Origin of the sequence: Micromonospora sp. DT46 (assembly GCF_049841735.1) — a bacterium.
In the GTDB taxonomy this organism is placed as follows: domain Bacteria; phylum Actinomycetota; class Actinomycetes; order Mycobacteriales; family Micromonosporaceae; genus Micromonospora; species Micromonospora reichwaldensis.
This window is the reverse complement of record NZ_JBNCKW010000017.1, coordinates 15,103-33,483: the sequence shown is the minus strand read 5'-3', so window position 1 is coordinate 33,483 and position 18,381 is coordinate 15,103. Positions and strand designations below refer to the sequence as shown.

15 protein-coding genes are annotated in these 18,381 nt (G+C 70.9%); 9 read left to right on the top strand and 6 right to left on the bottom strand.

From position 1 onward, the window contains the following. The first annotated feature begins 64 nt into the window (after window positions 1-64). The gene (locus ACLQ20_RS30820) at window positions 65-847 is read left to right on the top strand and encodes an IucA/IucC family C-terminal-domain containing protein (protein WP_358122368.1); all 783 of its coding nucleotides are present in this window, start codon (window positions 65-67) and stop codon (window positions 845-847) included. 24 nt (window positions 848-871) lie between these two features. Here the strand turns inward: ACLQ20_RS30820 and ACLQ20_RS30815 are convergent, their stop codons facing one another. After that, window positions 872-2,692: a hypothetical protein gene (locus ACLQ20_RS30815; RefSeq protein WP_425858315.1), complete on the bottom strand. Its 1,821-nt coding sequence runs from the start codon at window positions 2,690-2,692 to the stop codon at window positions 872-874. Window positions 2,693-2,904: 212 nt separating this feature from the next. On the opposite strand from ACLQ20_RS30815, the gene ACLQ20_RS30810 reads away from it, so the two are divergent. Continuing rightward, window positions 2,905-3,615, top strand: coding sequence for a class I SAM-dependent methyltransferase (locus tag ACLQ20_RS30810; RefSeq protein WP_121397542.1), 711 nt, complete (start codon window positions 2,905-2,907; stop codon window positions 3,613-3,615). 18 nt (window positions 3,616-3,633) lie between these two features. Here the strand turns inward: ACLQ20_RS30810 and ACLQ20_RS30805 are convergent, their stop codons facing one another. The 3 genes from ACLQ20_RS30805 to ACLQ20_RS30795 form a co-directional block, all read right to left on the bottom strand. After that, a complete protein-coding gene (locus ACLQ20_RS30805; RefSeq protein ID WP_327029958.1) occupies window positions 3,634-4,167 on the bottom strand; it encodes a YbhB/YbcL family Raf kinase inhibitor-like protein in 534 nt (177 codons plus the stop codon). A 92-nt stretch (window positions 4,168-4,259) separates the two neighbouring features. Beyond that, window positions 4,260-5,498 carry an ATP-grasp domain-containing protein gene (locus tag ACLQ20_RS30800; RefSeq protein WP_425858314.1) on the bottom strand — a complete coding sequence of 413 codons (1,239 nt, stop codon included), beginning with the start codon at window positions 5,496-5,498 and terminating at the stop codon, window positions 4,260-4,262. 42 nt (window positions 5,499-5,540) lie between these two features. Further along, on the bottom strand, window positions 5,541-6,938 hold the full coding sequence (locus ACLQ20_RS30795; protein WP_151453785.1) for an FAD-binding oxidoreductase: 1,398 nt from the start codon (window positions 6,936-6,938) through the stop codon (window positions 5,541-5,543). A 342-nt stretch (window positions 6,939-7,280) separates the two neighbouring features. On the opposite strand from ACLQ20_RS30795, the gene ACLQ20_RS30790 reads away from it, so the two are divergent. The 7 genes from ACLQ20_RS30790 to ACLQ20_RS30760 all read left to right on the top strand — a co-directional run bounded on the left by ACLQ20_RS30790 (window position 7,281) and on the right by ACLQ20_RS30760 (window position 15,929). Then, entirely contained in the window at window positions 7,281-8,711 is a 1,431-nt protein-coding gene (locus ACLQ20_RS30790; RefSeq protein WP_425858313.1) for an FAD-dependent oxidoreductase, read from the top strand. A gap of 230 nt (window positions 8,712-8,941) precedes the next feature. Next, window positions 8,942-9,742: a DUF6202 family protein gene (locus ACLQ20_RS30785; protein ID WP_151453783.1), complete on the top strand. Its 801-nt coding sequence runs from the start codon at window positions 8,942-8,944 to the stop codon at window positions 9,740-9,742. 148 nt (window positions 9,743-9,890) lie between these two features. After that, complete coding sequence (locus ACLQ20_RS30780; RefSeq protein ID WP_358122752.1) at window positions 9,891-10,970, top strand: DUF6421 family protein; 1,080 nt, start codon at window positions 9,891-9,893, stop codon at window positions 10,968-10,970. A gap of 65 nt (window positions 10,971-11,035) precedes the next feature. Then, window positions 11,036-11,881 (top strand): aspartyl/asparaginyl beta-hydroxylase domain-containing protein, encoded by an 846-nt coding sequence (locus ACLQ20_RS30775; RefSeq protein WP_358122750.1) that lies wholly within the window; start codon window positions 11,036-11,038, stop codon window positions 11,879-11,881. 8 nt (window positions 11,882-11,889) lie between these two features. Beyond that, window positions 11,890-13,155, top strand: coding sequence for a hypothetical protein (locus ACLQ20_RS30770; protein ID WP_151453780.1), 1,266 nt, complete (start codon window positions 11,890-11,892; stop codon window positions 13,153-13,155). A gap of 78 nt (window positions 13,156-13,233) precedes the next feature. After that, complete coding sequence (locus ACLQ20_RS30765; RefSeq protein ID WP_425858312.1) at window positions 13,234-14,595, top strand: hypothetical protein; 1,362 nt, start codon at window positions 13,234-13,236, stop codon at window positions 14,593-14,595. A 92-nt stretch (window positions 14,596-14,687) separates the two neighbouring features. After that, the gene (locus tag ACLQ20_RS30760) at window positions 14,688-15,929 is read left to right on the top strand and encodes an MFS transporter (RefSeq protein ID WP_425858311.1); all 1,242 of its coding nucleotides are present in this window, start codon (window positions 14,688-14,690) and stop codon (window positions 15,927-15,929) included. On the opposite strand, the gene ACLQ20_RS30755 is transcribed toward ACLQ20_RS30760, so the two are convergent. Together ACLQ20_RS30755 and ACLQ20_RS30750 are read right to left on the bottom strand one after the other, a co-directional pair. Continuing rightward, window positions 15,919-16,746 carry a PhzF family phenazine biosynthesis protein gene (locus ACLQ20_RS30755; RefSeq protein WP_425858310.1) on the bottom strand — a complete coding sequence of 276 codons (828 nt, stop codon included), beginning with the start codon at window positions 16,744-16,746 and terminating at the stop codon, window positions 15,919-15,921. The two genes, ACLQ20_RS30760 and ACLQ20_RS30755, sit on opposite strands and share 11 nt — an antisense overlap. A 17-nt stretch (window positions 16,747-16,763) precedes the next feature. After that, window positions 16,764-18,233, bottom strand: a complete 1,470-nt coding sequence (locus tag ACLQ20_RS30750) for a circularly permuted type 2 ATP-grasp protein (protein WP_151453776.1) — start codon at window positions 18,231-18,233, stop codon at window positions 16,764-16,766. Window positions 18,234-18,381 lie beyond the last annotated feature (148 nt).

Here is an 18,381-nt window from a genome sequence, read left to right as displayed (position 1 = left end):
TCAGCGACGGGCGGATTGCCCGCCGACGGCGACGACGGGGTGGGTGAGTCCAGTGACAGCGGTGATGCCGAAGCGCGACACCGCCGCCGCGCCGCTGGCCCCGGTCACCGCCGCCATGCGCGCGATGTTCGGCACCGACGACGTGCCCGGTCTCGCGCCCGGCCTGCTGGTGCACGACGAGTTCGGCTGGCGCCCGGCGACCACCCTGGTCGACGGCACCCTCCTGCCGGAGTTCCTGCGCTCGGCCAGCTCGCGCTGGGGCGGCACCCCGCACGCCTGCGCCGCGCTGGCCTGGAAGTCGTACAGCTACTGGACGGCGCTGCCCGTGGCGCTCGGCTGGGCCTCGGCCCGACGGGTGCCGCTGCTCGACCCGGCCGACGTGCTGATCCACTTCGAGGACCACCGACCGCTGCTCACCATGGGCCTGCGCCGCTCGACCACGGTCGCGGTGCTGCCGAGCGACCCGCTGGCGCTCGCCGGGCTGCCCGAGGTGCGGGTCGTCGCGGACGAGGCGGAACTGCTCCAGGCGCTCCGGGCCTCGCTGCTCGACGCCCACCTGGCCCCGATGGTCGCCGCGATCCAGGCCGAGGTCCGGATCGGCGCGCGCACCCTGCTCGGGTCGGTGGCCTCGGGCATCGCCCACGGCGTCCTCCGGGCCGCCGACGGCCTGCCCGGCTCGTCGGTCGAGACGATCGAGACGCTGCTCGGCGCGCTCGACCTCGCCGACCTGGTGGAGCTGGTCCCGGGCCCCAACGGCGAGCCGACCGTGCAGCGGCGCACCTGCTGCCTGGCCTTCACCCTCCCCAAGCCCAAGATCTGCCAGGGCTGCTGCGTCCGCCAGTCCTGACGGCCGCCTCCGGGCCGCCCGGCGTCAGTCGGTGAGCGGGCGGACGTCCCAGAGCCAGACCCCACCGGTGTACGTGGGGCGGACGCCGGTCAGCTCGGTCATGCCCCGGCGCAGCGCGTCGGCCTGCCGGTGCGGCCCGAGGACGACCGCGCCCGCCCGCCAGTACCGCAGGTCCCCGACCGCGTCGACCCGCGCCTGCGGGGTGATCGGTGGCACCGCGCCGGTCCGCCGGATCTCGGCGAAGAACTCGCTGGTGGGGCGGGGCGGCGCGGAGAACAGGGCGATCCGGTCCCGACCGGGGCGGGTGTCCGGGCCGAGGAAGTAGCCGCGGGCGATGGGCATGTCCAGCCCGGTCCGCGCCGACCAGCGCAGCGGATCGGCGTAGTGGGTGTCGGGCAGCGGGAGGGTCACGATGCTCCGCCCGCCGTCCGCGTACGGCCGCCAGGCGCCCGAGGTGACGAAGGCGGGCACGGGGTCGAGCCGGGTGGTGGGCAGCGGGGTCGGCAGGATCGGCAGCAGGGCCATGACCAGCACCGTGGCGGTGGCGAAGCGGATCTGCGGGCGTGCCCGCGGGTGCCGGGCGGCCAGGGCGCGCGCGTGGTCCGCCCCGTAGGCGAGCAGCACCCCGACGATCGGGGTGATCGCCAGCGCCCACCGGGTCGGCACCACCGAGTGCAGGACGGGCAGGTTCTCCAGCGCCGCCCACGGGCCGGGTATCCCGGTCCCCCTGCCGTTGAGCTGCACCTCCCGCCCGAGGGAGAGCAGGCCGAAGAAGAGCGCGAGGACGGCGAGGCCGCGTACCACGACGTGCCGGCGCAGCCACCAGACCAGGGCGACGACGAGCACCACCAGCGGCCAGCCGAAGAAGGCGTTCTCCTCGGTGGGGTTCTTCGCCAGCCCCTGCGCGCTGCGGGCGTCACCGGCCAGGGACTCCCGCGAGTACGCCACAAACGACCCGAGGTCCGTCGAGTAGCCCCGGATCAGCCAGGACAGCCCGTTGTACGCCCCCGGGCCGAAGAACTGGACGTGGAGCGGGTACGCGAGCACCACCAGCGCCACGACGGCGGCCACCGCCAGGCCCGCGAGGAACGGCCGGGCCCGCCGGCGCAGCTCGGGCCGGCCGAGGGCGAGCGCCCCGACCACCACGCCCAGCCCGATGGCGGTCATCAGCAGCACCTCGAGGTTGAGGAAGGCCTGCCACACGATGACAACCGCGAGCAGCAGCCCGTTGCGCAGCCAGCGCCCCGGCTCGGCGAGTCGCAGGGTGCGCCAGACGATCAGGGGCACCACGTACTGCGAGACGATGTTGGGGTGCGCGTTGGCGTGCGAGATCATCGCCGGGGCGTACGCGCAGAACGCGGCGCCGAGCCAGGCCGGCCCGCGGGCGCCGACGACCACCCGGGAGAGCAGGAAGTACCAGGCCGTCGCCGTGGCGATCATGCCCAGGGTGAGAAAGAGCAGAAACGACGCGCGGGTGCCGAGCAGGAGTGTGACGGGCGTCATTGGCAGAGATACGGATAATACGGACGTATTTGCCATCAGATTGACGGTCTCCGGCACGTTCATCCGGTCCGAGGTGAATGGATCAACATAATCGGTCACCACGCGCGCGCCGTGCGCCATCATCCACTCGAACTGCGACTGGTCGGTGCGGTTGTCCCGGATGCCGTGCGACGGGCGCAGCCAGAGCCGCGCGGTCACCCAGAAGCCCAGCGCGACGAAACTCGCCACCGCGGCGGCGTCCGTCCACCACCCCTTCCAGGGCCGTACGCCCCGGTCGGGCCCGTCCACCGACGCCCCGGGCCCTGACTCGCCAGCAGGGAGGCCCGATTCAGGAGTAGTCATGACGATTCGTAGAGTAGTCAGGCTATGACGCCAAGGTGACATGTTTCGGGGTACTGGCGTACCATGTGCCGGGTTCGCCGACCGCCGATCACGTGCCCACCCCCGACCGCATTTCGGCCACCACGGGTGCCCCGATTTTTCTGTTGCCAGTGCGGATGATTCACTCTGTCGGTCCAGGCGCGGGTCGAGTTCATATCGTGAGGAATCGACGCATGGCAGAAATCACTGGGGATCAGCGCGTGCAGTCCGAGGTCCTGGAGGGTCTCGCGACGGCGGTCAACCACCGTCGCTGGTTCGTCGAGCTGGCCCTGCCGTACCTCGGTGACAACCCGATCGAGATCGGCAGCGGGCTCGGCGACTACGCGCTGGAGTGGGCGGAGCACCTGCCGCGCTTCACCGCCACCGAGGCCGACCCGGACCGGCTCGTCCTGCTGAAGGAGCGGCTGGCCGACCAGCCCCACATCGAGGTCCGGCAGATGCTGCTGCCGCACCCCGACCGGGGCGACTACAGCGCCGCCGTGTCGTACAACGTGCTGGAGCACATCGAGGACCACGTGGGCGCGCTGCGCAGCATGCGCGACCTGGTCCGGCCGGGCGGCAACGTCATCATCATCGTGCCCGCCTTCCAGTTCGCGATGAGTCCGGCGGACATCGCCACCGGCCACGTGCGGCGCTACACGAAGAAGACCCTGGCCGCCGCGATGACCGACGCCGGCCTGACGGTGGAGAAGATCCACTACGCGAACGCGCTCGGCCTGATCGGCTACTTCATGGCGACCAAGGTCTTCCGGCTGATGCCGAAGGAGGGCCCGATGGTCAAGGTCTACGACACCCTCGTGCTCCCCGCCACCAAGGCGGCGGAACAGCGCGTCCTCCCCCCGTTCGGCCAGTCGGTCTTCGCGGTGGCCCGGGTCCCCTCCTGAGGCCGGGCCCGCTCCGGGTTACTCCTTGACCTGGTAGGTGGGGCGGATCACGGCGCGGGCCAGGGTGTGGAAGGCCAGGTTGAAGCCGACCACGGCGGGGGTCGCGGCAGGGGTGACGTCGAGGCGCTCCACGTCCAGGGCGTGCACCGCGAACACGTAGCGGTGCGGCCGGTCGCCGGCCGGTGGGGCGGCGCCGCCGTAGCCCCGGTCGCCGTAGTCGTTGCGGACCGTGAAGGCGCCGCCGAGGTCGTCGCCGGCCGCGCCGCGCGGCAGCCGCGTCACGTCGGCCGGCAGGTTGACCAGGACCCAGTGCCAGAAGCCGCTGCCCGTCGGCGCGTCCGGGTCGAGGCAGGTCACCACGAAGCCCTTGGTCTCGGCCGGGAAGCCGGACCAGGCGAGCTGCGGCGAGATGTTGTCGCCCCCGACGCTGCCGTGGGCGTACGCGGCGTCCATCGGCTCGCCGTTCTGCACGTCGTCACTGGTCAGCGTGAACGACGCAACGGTCGGCAGCAGCTCGTACGGGTCCGGGGCGATCGGTCGTTCCAGGGTCATCGGGGGGGTCCTTCCGGTGAGCGGTTGTTCCTCCGCACCTTCTTACCCCGTCGGCACCCGCGATCGAACCGGCAGCGCCGGGCGCGCAGGGGTCAGCTCCCGTACAGGCCGTGCCGTTCCCAGCGGCGCAACATCTCGTAGCTCCGCTCGACCTCGGCCGGATCCTCCGCGGCGAGATAGAGGTAGCCGGGCGAGCTGAACAGGTCGACGGTCTGCGGCAGTTCGGCCCCGGGGGAGCAGCGCGCGGCGATCGCCACGGCCGCCGGCAGCTTCGACAGCCGGGCGTACCAGTCCCCCGCCTGCGCGGCGACGGGGACCGGGTTGATCAGCGACACGTTCCGAACGGCGGCGGCCCAGCCCGGCGTACGGTCGTCGAACTGGTCGAGCGACGCCGGATCGACGAGGTGCTGGGCCTGTAGGAAGGTCTGCGACACACCGCAGAACTTCGCCACCACGTCGGGCAGGGTCGCTCCCCCGAGTCGGGCCCCGGCCTCGATCAGCACCGGCCCCCGGTCGGTGAGCATGAGCTCGGTGTGTGCCGCCGAGGACCGGACACCGAGCGCGTCGAGCACCCCGAAGACGAACTCACGGAGCTGCCGGGCCAGGGCCGAGCCCCGGTCGACCGGCTCCTCGTAGTCGTAGATGGGACCGCCGCCCGGGCCCGGCCGTTTCGTGTACCGCCAGATCTCGGCGACCCGGTGCCTGCCCGCGTACGAGACCGTGTTGACGTAGAACTCGGTCCCGACGAGCCGCTCCTGGACCAGCACCCGTCGATTCGGTACGCCGTACAGGTTGACCGAGGCCAGGACCGTCGCGCAGGCGAGGCGCACCTCGTCGAGACTCTCGCAGAACCGCACGTTGTCGGTGCCCGCGCCGTCCACGGGCTTGACGACGGCCGGGCCGGACAGGCTGGTCGCGTACCAGGCGACCGCCTGGTCCACGGACTCGAAGCACCGGCCGGCGGGCACGGCGAGACCGGCGGCGGCCACGGTCGCCGCCATCGCCGACTTGTCGCGCCGCGCGGTGACCGTGGCGATGTCGTTGCCGGGCGTACCGAGCAGGTGGTTGAGCGTGTCGGCGAGGACCACCCCCGGCTCGGTGCCCGCGACGACCCGGTCGACGCCGAGCGCCCGCAGCCGGTCGACGAGGCGGTCCTCGTCGGCGACGAAGCCGAGGTCGACCGCGTAGTCGCCGGGGCGGAACGTCTTCAGGTAGTAGTCGTACAGGGACTCGCCGCTGCGTACGTGGACGCAGGTCACCCCTCGCTCGGCCAGCGCCCGGCTCAGCGCGCTGCCTGTTGAGTATCCGTCGACGATGGCTATGGTCGGCACGCTCTCCTCATCTCCGTACGGCCCGCCGGAGGGTGGCGGGCATCAGAAGACCTTGCCGGGGTTGAGCAGGCCGGCCGGGTCCAGGGCGGCCTTGATCGCCTGGTGCACCCGCAGGCTCACCGGGCCGATCTCGCGGGCCAGCCAGTCGCGCTTGAGCAGGCCCACGCCGTGCTCGCCGGTGCAGGTGCCGCCCAGTTCGAGGCCGAGGCGCATGATCTCGTCGAACGCGCGCCGGCCGCGTTCGAGGCTCGCCGGGTCGGCCCGGTCCACCACGATGTTCGGGTGCATGTTGCCGTCGCCGGCATGGCCGACCACGCCGATGGTCACGTCGCACTCCGCCGCGATCCGGGCCACCCCGTCGAGCAGCGCCGCCAACGCCGCCCGGGGCACCGCCACGTCGTCGATCACCATCCCACCGTTGCCGGCGGGGAACGACTCCCTGGCGAACTTCTCCATCGCCGCGTGCCCCAGCCGGCGGGCCTGCAACAGGGCCGCCGCCTCCACGGCGTCGGTGGCCGTGTGGATCTCGTCGGCGCCGGCCGCCTCGCACAGCTCGGCGAGCCGCGCCAGGTCCCCGGCGGCCTGGGGTCCGGTGTCCGCCGACGCCAGCAGCAGCGCCTCGACGTCGGTACGCAGGCCCATCGGCCGGTACGCCTCGATCGCCCGCAGGTACGTGCGGTCGATCAGTTCCAGCAGGCTGGGGGTGAGTCCGTGTTCAGCGATCCGGGCGACCGCCCGACCGGCGGCGGCGGTGGTCGGGAAGACCGCCACCATGGTCAGCGACTCTGCCGGCGCGGGCCGCAGCGCCACAGTCACCTCCGTGATCACCCCGAGGGTGCCCTCGGAACCCACGAAGAGCCGGGTGAGGTCGTACCCCGCCACCCCCTTGGCGGTACGCCGACCAGTACGCAACACCTCCCCGGAAGCCAACACGACCTCCAGACCCAACACGTACTCGGTGGTCACGCCGTACTTGACGCAGCACATGCCACCCGCGTTGGTGGAGACGTTCCCACCGATCGTCGACATCTCCCACGATCCCGGATCCGGCGGATACCACAACCCCTGTTTCGCCACCTCCGCCGACAACGCCGCGTTGACCACCCCGGGCTGCACCACGGCGATCCGGCTGACCGGGTCGATCTCCAGCACCGCGTCCATCGCGACCATGCTGATCACCACCGCGCCGTCGACCGCGTTCGCCGCGCCCGCCAGCCCAGTACGCGCCCCCTGCGGCACCACCGGCACGCCGTACCGCCCGGCGATCGTCACCGCCTCGACCACATCGGCCGTGCGACGTGGACGGACGACGACCAGCGGGGTGCCGGCCTCGCACAGATCGGCCTCGTCCTTGCGGTGCATCCGGAGCAGGTCGGGGTCGGTCAGCACGGCGTCGCCGAGCGCCGCACGCAGGTCGTTGACGAGGGGGGAACCAGACATGGCAGAGAGGGTACAGATCGGCGTCATCCGCTCCGGAGCGCGAACGTGGGCGCCCCCCGATCCGGCATCGGCGCTGGTGAGAGCGGTGTGAGCGGGCCCGGTCGCTCGAACCCCTGTCCTATCGGAAGATCCTTCCGGGGTTGATCGAAGTTTGTTACCGTCTACCGCCAACGAGGGCACCCCTCCTCCAGCCAACGTCCCCCGGCCTGCCACCTCACCGCTCTTCCACCCCAAGATCCGCAGCAGGACGCGCTGTCCGGCCGGGCACGGTGTCGAAACCGGGACCTGGTTCAGCTCGTGTTGCGGCAAAGGATCGTTGCCCATGACAGAGGGATTGACAGAGTGAAGCGAACCGAGCTGCACATCGTGATCGGCGGAGGTATCGCGGGCTGCCTGACCGCGATCATGCGTAGCCGCGCGGGATACCGGGTCCTTCTGCTGGAGCGGGCCGAGGCCCGCTCGCCCGAGGCCCACCCGATCTGCACGGGGGCCAGCAACATCGTCAGCGAGAACCACAGCGGTGCCGAGTATCCGTTCGATCCGCAGAGCGCCCGGGACTGCTTCGACGGGCGCCTGGTCAACGAACGCTTCTTCCCCGACCTCGTCTTCGGTGGCAAGGACCACAGCCGGGTCATCGCCTCCCAGGCCATGCAGGACAGCGGCACCGACATCATCGGCCAGTGCCGGGAGAACATGCGGGTCATCCAGGACCGTTACGCGCAGCTCTGCGCCGAGGACCCGGCCAACTCGTTGTTCGGCGCGCCGGAGCAGGTCTGCCGCGAGATCCCCGCGCCGGACGGGGTCGCCGACGTCGGCGCCGCCTTCGTCACTCCGCAGCGGGGCATCAACCCGGTCGTGGTCACCGCGCTGCTCGACCAGGAGCTGCGCCGCAGCGGCGTCGAGGTACGCGGTGGCGCCGACGTGACCGGGGTGAGCCGCCGAGCCGACGGCACCTACGAGGTGGAGTACGTCGAGGACGGCGCGCGGCAGACGATCGTCGGCGACCAGGTCGCCCTCTGTGCCGCCACCGAGACCCCGGCGATCGCGCGCCGTCTCAACCCGTCGCTCGCGCTGCCCCCCATCTACATGGCGCTGCGCCAGATCCTCTTCGTCGAGCTGCCCGAGCGCACCACGAAGAACTACACGTGCCTGAAGCTCGAGGACGAGTACGGCGGCATGTTCAGTCCCTTCAGCCAGGACACCGCGCTCGTCTACTACCCGCCGGCGGCGCACATCGCGGTGCACCGCGTCGACCCGACGACCTACGCGCTGCCCGACGACTTCCGGCACTTCCTGCGCAACGGTCACCCCGAGGCGGCCGAGCGCGCTCAGCTGGCGCTCCGTCAGCTCAGCCAGTGGTATCCGGAGGTGCGCGGCGCGGAGGTGGTGTCCGCCCACCTCAAGGTGGCGATCAACACCACCGACTCGTCGCGGCTGCGGCGCAACGCCGGGGTGCTCGACGTCGCACCCGGTTGCACCGCGACCGTCCTGCTCAAGTGGACGATGTGTGTCGTCAACGCCCAGCGCGACCTGGAGGCGGCCCTCCGGCACTCGATCACCACCGGCAACGCGGATCGCGACGAGTACGCCGAGCTGGTCGCCCGCGGCACCGTGCCGATCGCGCCACCGACCGATGTGCCCGCCTGGCAGCGCCGGCTCGGGATCTTCGCGCGCAACATGGGGGTGCCGGAGCGACTGGCGGCGCCGTTCGTGGACGCCGACGAGCCGGACAGCGGTCTGGCCCGCGCCGTACCGTCGCTCGCGTCGAGTTGACGCTGGTCACGCTTAACTGGCGGGAACTACTACCCGCTCCTGAGGCAACGCACGAGGGGTCGCCACCCGCTTAGGGGGCAGCACAGGGGTTCGGCCGTCTTCCCGTTGCGCGATACACCAGATTCGATGATCATAGGCCCGCGTCGACTCGATGACCTTCGTCGACATCGGCCTGTCCTGGCGGGCTTCGGGGAGCACTCCGCCTGGTCCCTACAAGCGAGGAGGGCACGATGACCACCGCACTCGACCTGACCGACCTCCGTGTGCAGGCCGACGCCACCATCGATCGACTGATCGACGAGGCAGGCCTCACCCGACGCAACAACCGGTTCTTCGCGGGCGCGAAGGAGGCCACCTCGGTGAGCCCCGCCGGTGCGCTGCGCATCGCGGAGAAGTGGCAGCGGACCACTCAGGCGTTCATGTTCACCACCATCTCCAGCCTCGGTGCCCACGGGCGACGCCTGGCTCGCGACTACACAGTGAGTCGAGAGGTACTCGGAGCGTATCAGATGGCGTACCGAGTCATCGGGGACGATCTGGACAATCGGGCGGCGGCCTTCGCGGAGGTCGCGCCGGAGGGTGTGGACGGTGTCCACTACCTGTGGTGGGCGGACACGATCTGCGCGCCGCTGCGCTCGGCCCTGGGCAGCGCGGACGCGCCCGCCGAATCCGCCGCGCTGACCCGCATCCTCGACGTCATGGACTCCATGGCGGCCGAGGAGCTGGGTGGCGCGGTCCAGCTCCGTGTCGTGGAGACCATCGCCCTCGACATCGCGGTCGCGTTCCGGCGCCTGTACGGCAAGGTCACCGTGGATGGTCGCCAGGTCCTTCCCGAGCAGCGCGACTACGCCTGGATCGACTCGCACATCCGGGCGGAGACGGGCCACGCCGCGTCCGTCAGCGACGACGAGGCCGGTATGAGTCACCTGGTCTCCACCCCGGCCGAGGCGGAGCACTTCGTCGCGCTCGCGGAGTCGTACGTCCCGGCGTGGGCGGACCTGCTGGACGACTTCGCCCGGGACCTGTCGTAGCGCGACCAACCGAGAACGGCACTGACGGCCGCCACCGACGACGCCCCGGGCCCGTGGTGGCGACCGCCGGAGTCATCCGGTTCCGAGGAAAGGAGCTGCCATGCGATCGTCCCTGCCAACAGTGGAAACAGACGCCGTCGTCAACGAAGTGAACGAGCTGCGTGCCCGCTACCAGCGCGAGACCGAGCCCGGATCGCCGGAGGCGCTGCGCCGGCTGGCCGGTTGGATCGCCGACTCGGCGTCGCTCGGTGCCCAGCCCGTGGCCAGGGCACTCGTCGAGGACCTGTCCGGCGCACACGACACGCCGCAGCTCACGGCCACGAAGCGGCACATCAACTCGCGGGCCGACAACAGGCTCCTGTCCGTGTTCTCGGCCGCGTACTTCCCGACCCTCGGTCTGGACTACCTGGAGTACGAGCCCATCCCGTCCGACCCCGTGCTGGTGGACCGCTACCCGAGCCCGACGATGCCGGTCAACCTGCTCCGGCACAGCGCCGGCTTCGACAGTCGGGTCGTCGTGGCGCTCTTCCCGGAGAACCACATCGACGGGCGCCAGGAACCGGACGACCTGATCTTCTACTTCATCGACAAGTTCGTCGCCCGGCACCGCCTCACCCGCCGGCTCATCGACGCCGCCATGGTCCCGGGCTCGTTCCCGCTGCTGTCCGGCGTCGACGACTCCGGCGTCGAGCGGGCCGCCGGTTCCTGGGTACGGCTGCACGAGTTCCACCACCGCACGGGCAGCATGCCGATCCCGCAGTTCCTGTCCGCGAAGAGCTACAAGCCGCTGGCCGGCCTGGAGGAGATGCGGGTCGACGTCAAGTCGATGCTGGTCTGCCTCGACGACGCCGACATCGATCGTGAGCTCGCCGCGCTGACCTTCGAGTTCGTCCTGGCCGAGCGGCTGCTCCGGTACTCGGTCGAGGGGATCCCGAAGCCGAACTACGACGCGATCGCGTCGCAGCTGCTCTTCAACTACCTGCGCGGGCAGGGCGCCCTGACTATCGACGAGGGGCGCATCCGGCTCCTGCCGAGCCTGCCCGAGGCGCTGAGCACGCTCGTCACCGAGATCACCGAGCTGGAGGACGTCGTCCTGACCGAGGGGGTCGAGGCCGCCCGCGCGGGACTGATCGACTTCACCCGCCGGTACACCCGGTACGACGAGGAGAAGCGGGAGTTCCTCCACGTGCCCTTCTTCGCCGAGCTCAAGGAGCGACTCGGCGTGTGAGTCACGCCGGCCGCCCTCCCGACGACGTGCGGCTCCGCCCCTCACCCCGCTGGAAGGTACCGACCATGACCACCGTTATGAACTCGACCGAAACCGGCATCCTCGGCACGTGCGACATCGACGCCGACAGCCTCGCCACGGACCTCGACACCATGGCGTCGTTTCCCTACACGGACAAGTACAGCGACTTCGTCTGCGGCGCCTGGAAGAGTTGCGCGGTGTGGAACGGCACGGGCCTCGGCCTCGACGCGGGACTCGACCCGTTCGAGGGCCCGGCCGTCGTCACCGACCTGGGCCAGCGCCTGCCGTACGTGCGGCACCTGGTGGGTGAGCTGTTCGACATGTCCCGCCTCAAGTACGGCCGGCTCGCCCGGCTGACCCCCGGCAGCGCGCTCGTGCCGCACCGGGACTACCTCGAACTCGACAGCAACCTGATCCGGATCCACCTTCCGCTGGAGACCCACGAGTCCTGCGTCAGCTCGCACAACTCGACGCTCTACCACATGAACGTCGGTGAGATCTGGTTCCTCGACGCCACCCAGGCCCACAGCGCGGTCTCCGGGTGGACGAAGGACCGCACCCACCTCGTGCTCGACTTCGAGGCCGACTCGCTCGCCGCCTGCTTCACCGGCGAGGTCCAGTCGCCCAGCATCCCGAGCACCCACCAGGTCGCGCGGCAGCCGGTCGACCAGGAGGAACTCGCCGCGTTCGAGCGCGCCGGGGTGCTCATGGACACCACCAACTACCGGGACTTCCTGAAGATCGCCATCAAGACGATGTTCACCCGGGACATCACCCCGGACAACGTGTTCGACCTGCTGGAGGGGGCGGCCCGGCACTCGCCCGTGGCCGCGCGGCTCGACATGATCCCCCCGATGCGGACGTACTTCCTGCTGGCCCGAGAGTCCTGAGGCGGATCATGCGACACGCCAGCCAAGTCTGTGTCGTCGTGGACGGGTACTCGACGGCCAACGCGCTCGCGCCGGCCCTCGCCGGTTACGGCTTCGGCGCGGTGCACGTGCAGAGCGACCCGGACCTGCCGCAGTTCCTCCTGCGTACCGGCGTCGACCACGCCTATCTCGACAACTACCTCCACGACGGCGACGTCAGCACCATCGTCGACCGGCTCGACCGGGCGGGCCTGCGCGCGCGCAGCGTGGTGGCCGGCGCCGAGACCGGGGTCGAGCTGGGTGACCAGCTGGCCAGGGCGCTCGGCGTGCCCGGCAACGATCCGGCGACCACCCGGTGCCGCCGCGACAAGCACCACATGGCACGCGCCGCGGCGGCCGGGGGCGTCGCCGTCATCCCGCACCTGAGCACCGCCTCCCGCGACGAGGCGGCGGAGTGGCTGCGCGCGGGGGGCTGGCTCGGCGACGCCGTCGTCAAGCCCCGAGCCAGTTCCGGCAGCTTCGGCTTCCTGCGGTGCCGCTCCGAGGCGGACCTCGACACCGCGTTCAAGAGCTGGCTGGGCGCACCCGACGTGTTCGGCGACCCGATCGGGGAACTGCTCGTCCAGCCGTTCATGACCGGCGACGAGTACGCCGTCAACACCGTGTCGGCGGGGGGCGGGTACGTCGTCTCGGACATCTGGCACACCAGGAAGCGGCACGAGGGCGGGACGGCGCTCTACGACCTGGAACGGCTCGTCGATCCGCGCGATGCCGTCTTCGACCAGCTGCACGGCTTCGTCGGGACCGTGCTCGACGCCCTGGACATCCGCGAGGGGACGGCGCACACGGAGGTCATGATGATCGCCGGTGAGCCGGTGCTCGTCGAGACCGGCGCCCGGTTCATGGGCTCGATCGACATCTCGCAACTGACCGAGGCGACGGGCACCAACGCGGTGCAGTTGGTGGCCGAGACGATCGTGGCCCCGGACCGCTTCGCCGCCCGGGTCCGCGAGGGCTGGCGTCCCGTGCTCCGCCGGCACGCCGCCATGGTGCAGTTGCTGTCCCGCCACTCGGGGACCCTCGCCGGCTACGATCTGCGCCTGCTGCGCGGGCTGCCGTCCTTCCACACCGTCGACACCTACCTGGAGACCGGCGACCCGTTGCAGGTCACCGTCAACTCGTACACGACCCCGGGCCTGGTCTTCCTGGTCCACGAGAGCCCGGAGACGATCTCGGATGACTACCGCCAGCTACGCGAACTGGAGGCAGCGGGTGCCCTGTTCCTGTCGGCCTGACCAGCGCACGCCACGGCTGACCGTCGGCGGCACCGCACGCGCCCGCCGGCGGGCCGCCGCCACGCGGGAGGCAGCCGCATGAGCGCGCCGCACCGGTCGGCGTCGCAGGACCCGGCGACGGACTACCTGCGGGCGATACGCGACGGTGAGCTGCCACCGGATCTGCCGGCGCGCACCGCCGGACGGGTGCTGGGGCCCGACATCGAGGCACAGAGCTTCCACCGGGTGATGTTCGTCGACGAGCGGGAGCTCACGTCGTTCTACGCCGACTTCACGGTGCTGCTCGACGTCGTGGGGCGGCTGCCGCATCTGCTCGCGGGTGGCAGCACGGCCGCGTTCGGCGCGCTGACCGACGTGCCGGAGGTGCTGCGCCCGCTGTTGGCCGGAACCGACCTGCCCGCCCTGGTGCCGTACGGCCGCGCCGACCTGATCCACGACGGGACCGGCTTCAAGGTCCTGGAGCTGGGCCTGAGCCCCGCCGTCGGCGGTGCCGAACGCACCGCCTGGCTCCCCGCCGTCATGGCGGAGCCGGCCTTCCGGCCCTTCGCCGAGCGGCACGGACTGCGACACCTCGACCCCATCACCGCCCTGCTCGACCTGCTGCGCACGGTGGAGACCACGCGTACGGGGCACGACGCCGAGGCGCCCGGGCAGGCGGAGGTGCTGATGGTCGAGGCGACCGGCGCGCTCGCGGAGTGGGCCGGCGACTGGCGTCCCCTGGGCGAGTGCCTGGAGGCGTACTCCGATCGTCCGCTGCGGACCCGCCTGGCGGAGGTCGCGGACCTGCACGAGCCGGACGGCAGCGTCGCCGGCCACGTCGCCGGGGTGACCCACCTGCTGCGGTTGTTCAACCTGACGGAACTCGCGGAGGAGCCGGACCCCGTGGCGGCCTGGCAGCGGCTGCATCCGGAGCCGGGCTCCGCCCTGCCGCCGATGGCCACCTCGCCGGTGCACGACATGTACAACAGCAAGGCGTGCCTCGCCCTGGTGTGGCTCCCCGAGGTGCAGGACGCGCTGACCGACGGCGAACGCGCCGCGTTGCGGCGCGTCCTTCCCGAGACGACCCACGTCGACGCGGCCACCGACCTGACCGGCTTCGTCGGCGACCGGGCGGACACCATCCTGAAACCCACCACCCTGGCCCGTGGCGAGGGCACGGTGGCCGGCTGGACGGTCGACGACGAGACGTGGCGGGCGGCGCTCGCCGCGGCGGCCGAGAGCGGTCGCCACATCCTGCAACGGAGGGTCGTCCAGCGGGCGGAGCCGGGCTTCGACACCGACGGCGTCACGGAACGGGACTGGTACGCGGTTTGGGGGATGCACTACGGGCCCGGTGGGCACACCGGCTTCACCTGCCGCCTGACCACCGTGCCGGGGACCGTGGTCCGAGGCATCTCGAACGTCCTGCTGGCACCGGTGCTGCTGCACCCGGGGGCCTGAACATCGCCGCCGGTCACGGGTAGGAGATCACCCTGAAGAAGAACTTCCGCCTGCTGTGGAGCGCCGAGACCGTCAGCCAGTTCGGCTTCGAGGTGGCGACGGTCGTCATTCCGCTGTTCGCCGTGAAGACCCTGAACGCCACACCGGCGCAGGTCGGTTTCCTGGTGACCTGCGAGTTCCTGGGCTTCCTGCTCCTCGGACTACCGGCCGGCGCGTGGATCGACCGCCGGCGCGGGGAACGGGTCCTGGTGTTTTCCAGCCTGGGCCGTACGGCCGTGTTCGGGGTCGTCGCGGCACTGGCGCTGGCCGGCAACCTCACCATGCCCGCGCTGTACGCGTTGATGTTCGCGGGGAGCCTGTGCACGGTCTTCCTGGGGATCTCCTACCAGAGCGTCCTGCCGCGGATCGTCGACCGGCAGCTGCTGCCCGGCGCCAACTCGCGGGTGGAGTTCACCCTCTCGCTGGCGGAGATCACCGGCCCCGCCATCGCCGGCTTCCTGTTGGCGCTGGCCACGTCGTCGTACGTCCTCGGCGCGGCGGCCGTCTGCTTCGGCATCGCCACCGTGCTGCTCAGCCGGATCCGGGTGACCGGGGCGGCGGCGGCCCCGCCGGCACGCAACACCACGCTGGTCCGGGACGTGCGCGACGGCATCAGGTACGTGCTGCGGGTGCCGATGTTCCGGGTGATGGCGATCCGCAGCTCGACGTACAACTTCTGCAACATCGCGACCACCACCATGTTCCTGCTGCTGCTGGCGTCGGTGCTGCGGCTGCCGTCGGCGTACATCGGGATCATCTTCTCCGGCGCCGGTGCCGGCGCGACCCTCGGCGCCCTCTCGGCGGTCCGGCTGTCCCGGCGCTTCGGCGTCGGGCCGACGGTCCTCGGCGCGTGCGTGCTGGCGGGGATCGCCTCGATTCCGCTGCCGTTCGCGCGCAGCGGTGGCTGGCTGATCGTCGCCGGCATCGGCTACGGCATCGCCTCGGGATGCATCGTCGTCTCCAACATCCTGCAACTGTCGGTCCGGCAGGCCCTGTGCGCGCCGGGCATGCAGGCCCGGTTGAGCGCGACGATGCGGTTCCTGGTCTGGGGCGTCATCCCGCTGGGCGCGTCGGTCGCCGGGCTGGTCGCGAACGTGATCGGCGTCCGCCAGACCCTCGCGCTCGCGGTCGCGGGCGAACTCGTCTCCATCGTTCCGCTGTACTTCTCGCCGCTGCGTCGGGTGGTGGAGATGCCCACCGAGCCCGAGTCCGAGCCCGAGCCGGCCCCGGAGCCGCCGCCCGGAGGGGCGGCGGCCGACGGGGCACGGCCGGAGGCACGGCAGCTCAGCGACTGAGCCGGGCGACCTCGTCGTCGTCCAGCGTGATGACGCCGGCGAGGTACTGGCGCGTCGACCCGCCCAGGATGACCCGGTCGCCGCGCAGCTCGCAGTTGGCCTGGATGGTCAGCGTCTTGCCGAGCCGGGGAGAGAACTGCCGGGAGGTCAGGCTGGTCCTGCCCAGCGCCTCCGCCCAGTAGGGGACCAGCATGCAGTGGGCCGACCCGGTGAACTGGTCCTCCGGGATCGACTGCTTGGGGCCGAAGAAGCGGGCGACGAAGTCGGAGGAGATGCCGGGGGCCGTCACGACCACCGCGCGCCGGTCGAGGGTCCCGAGCATCCGCTGGTCGGGTTCGATCGCGCGCAGGTCCTCCTCGTTGTCGTAGACCGCCATGTAGTCCATGCCCCCGTACACCGCGGTGGGCGTGATCGACAGCCCGGCGAGCAGGGCCTCCGGCGGGTCGACCCGCTCGCGCGGCAACGCGGGGAAGGACATCACGAACTGTCCCTCCGGCGTACGGCTGACGACGAGGGGACCCGTGTTGGAGTGGAAGGTGACCTCGTCCCACTCGGGCCGCAGGTGGTTCAGCACCACGTGGGCCGCGGCGAGCGTGGCGTGCCCGCACAGGTCGACCTCCATCGACGGCGTGAACCAGCGCAGCGCGAAGCTGTCGCCCCGGTCGATGATGAACGCGGTCTCCGCGAGGTTGTTCTCCAGGCCGATCGCCTGCATCACCTCGTCGCTGAGCCACTCGTCCAGAGGGCAGACCGCGGCCGGATTGCCGAAGAACACCCGATCGGTGAACGCGTCGACCTGGTAAAGGGGAATTTCCATCGTGCCTCCAACTGGTGTCAGTGTCGTTCGCGGGCCGCCGGCCCGATCGCCCGCACGCGCTCGATGAGCTGTCGCCGTTCGTCGGCGTCCATGGGGATGGCCCAGCCGCTGGCCGCCGACTGGTGGATGTTGACCACGGCCGAGCCCCGGTCGGCGCGGATGTTCATGCCGGAGCACTCGCCGCCGAGCACGTAGAGCCCGAGCACCACGTGGTGGGGCACCGGCTCGGCATCGGCCTCGGGGGCGAACCGGCACTCGGCGAGCTGCACGCGGCGCTGGGCGAGCCAGCCGTCGGGGCCGCGCTCGGCCAGCCGGGCGGCGATCGTGTCCGCGTCGTGGTCGGCCCCGAGCAGGACGTCGTGCCCGCCGGACGAGTGCCCGAACTTGAACACGTACTCGGCGCGGTCCGCCAGCAGGCGGTCACGGTTCTCCGGGGTCACCGAGACGGTGTGGGGCACGTACCGGGCGACCATGTCGCGCACGCCTTCGGGCAGCAGGCTGGCGAAGCGCTCCTCCCAGAGCATCGCCAACCAGCGCTTGTGCGTGCGGATCTCGGCCTCGAAGAGGTTGATCACGGAGGCGCCGCTGCCGACCAGCCGGGTGATGAAGTCGTAGTCGTCGTCCATGTCCTCGTGCATGAAGCCGCGATAGACCAGGGTGCGCTTTCCGGCTGCCGGATCGAGCCACCGCTCCGGATAGTCGGCGTGGAAGACCAGCTCGACCGGCACGTCGGGCAGGCGCCGGCGCAGCGTCTCGGTCAGCAACTCGAAGCCGAAGTAGCCGACCCCGATGCGGCTCGACCAGTCACACACCACCACCCGGTCGAAACTGCCCTGGTGGAAAGCCCTGATGACGACGTCCGCGATCTGTTCCTCAGGCCGCGGCGTGCCGGCGAGCCACGGAATGTCGACCGCCTCACCCATCACCTGATAGCAGTCGTGGAACTCGAATCCGGAAATCGACGAGTCGATGTTGAATTCACAGAACTGATATCCGGACGGAGTCGGCAGGACGTCGACACGGGCGAAGACCTGCTCGACGGAATCCAGTTGTTCCCAATTGACGAAGGGCGCGATCTCGGCGGGCAGGCCGAATTCCGTCAACAGTTTCTCGGGAGGCCCCGACCGGAGGAACTCGCGGATCACCGCCGTCTGCGCCTCGATCATGGCGCAGGCCGCCTCCGCCATCCGGTCGAACTCGTCCCGGTCGATGACCAGCGGATAGGGGATGAACCGCATCCGGGTGGCACCGAGATCGTCCATGAAACGCCGTACCGACGGCGCGGCCGCGACGAGCGCGGACCGCGCCGGCTCGGCCTGAAGCGCGGCCACCAGCGGCGCGTTCAATTCCGCGAAATTGCAGTCCGAATTGTCGTGTCGCACCGTGAACCGCACCCCTTCGCCCGACTCGCTATTGAATCGGATGCGAGTGTACGGCACGAGCGGCTTGGCGGGCAGGGGCGAACTCGCGGTATTGATTGCAGACACGGTAAGTGTCGAACATTTCAGGGGTCGACCGGTCCGGGGTCGCCGAGTACAGTGACCGGCCGTCGGCTGGTCCCGCTTCACACGCGACGGCGACGACATCGGCCGTTGCAATCTCGATTTCGTCGCGTGACCCGTGGCGGACACGTGG

Coding starts and splice junctions, on each gene's coding strand:
- ACLQ20_RS30775 (WP_358122750.1), top strand. CDS start 11,036: ATGACCACCGTTATGAACTCGACCGAAACCGGCATCCTCGGCACGTGC.
- ACLQ20_RS30765 (WP_425858312.1), top strand. CDS start 13,234: ATGAGCGCGCCGCACCGGTCGGCGTCGCAGGACCCGGCGACGGACTAC.
- ACLQ20_RS30815 (WP_425858315.1), bottom strand. CDS start 2,692: ATGACTACTCCTGAATCGGGCCTCCCTGCTGGCGAGTCAGGGCCCGGG.
- ACLQ20_RS30795 (WP_151453785.1), bottom strand. CDS start 6,938: ATGTCTGGTTCCCCCCTCGTCAACGACCTGCGTGCGGCGCTCGGCGAC.
- ACLQ20_RS30820 (WP_358122368.1), top strand. CDS start 65: ATGCCGAAGCGCGACACCGCCGCCGCGCCGCTGGCCCCGGTCACCGCC.
- ACLQ20_RS30805 (WP_327029958.1), bottom strand. CDS start 4,167: ATGACCCTGGAACGACCGATCGCCCCGGACCCGTACGAGCTGCTGCCG.
- ACLQ20_RS30770 (WP_151453780.1), top strand. CDS start 11,890: ATGCGACACGCCAGCCAAGTCTGTGTCGTCGTGGACGGGTACTCGACG.
- ACLQ20_RS30810 (WP_121397542.1), top strand. CDS start 2,905: ATGGCAGAAATCACTGGGGATCAGCGCGTGCAGTCCGAGGTCCTGGAG.
- ACLQ20_RS30785 (WP_151453783.1), top strand. CDS start 8,942: ATGACCACCGCACTCGACCTGACCGACCTCCGTGTGCAGGCCGACGCC.
- ACLQ20_RS30755 (WP_425858310.1), bottom strand. CDS start 16,746: ATGGAAATTCCCCTTTACCAGGTCGACGCGTTCACCGATCGGGTGTTC.